The sequence below is a fragment of the Arthrobacter sp. 01L42 genome, from assembly GCF_056400005.1.
Map to the genome: position 1 here is coordinate 1 of NZ_JBFTSL010000054.1, position 513 is coordinate 513.

Here is a 513-nt window from a genome sequence, read left to right on the forward strand (position 1 = left end):
CCTTCCAGGCCGGCGGGGCCCACGGGATTCCGGCGAAGGTTTCCGCCGTGACCTTCAACCTCACCGTCACCGAGCCACGGTTGATCGGGTTTATCACCGCCTACGCCTCCGGGACACAGCGGCCCGGTTCGTCCAACGTGAACTTCCTCSCCGGCCAGACAGTCGCGAACTCCGTCACCGTACCGGTCGGCGCCGACGGCAAGGTCACCTTGTTCAACCGCTCYTACGGCACCACRCATCTCATTGCCGACGTCTCCGGCTACTACCTGCCCGGGGTCCCGGACGTGCCGGGGGCGTTCGTCCCGACGGAACCGTCCCGCTTCCTGGACACGCGGACTTCTGCTGCAGTGCCCCCGGACGGGAGCGTGTCCTTCCAGGCCGGCGGGGCCCACGGGATTCCGGCGAAGGTTTCCGCCGTGACCTTCAACCTCACCGTCACCGAGCCACGGTTGATCGGGTTTATCACCGCCTACGCCTCCGGGACACAGCGGCCCGGTTCGTCCAACGTGAACT

At 67.1% G+C, this 513-nt stretch carries 1 protein-coding gene; it reads left to right on the forward strand.

Features of this window, described 5'->3' with window-relative positions; translation table 11 throughout:
- Window positions 1-47: 47 nt before the first annotated feature.
- Window positions 48-513 (forward strand): hypothetical protein (locus AC1DN2_RS21345; RefSeq protein WP_476851879.1); only part of this gene is annotated, 466 nt, incomplete at its 3' end.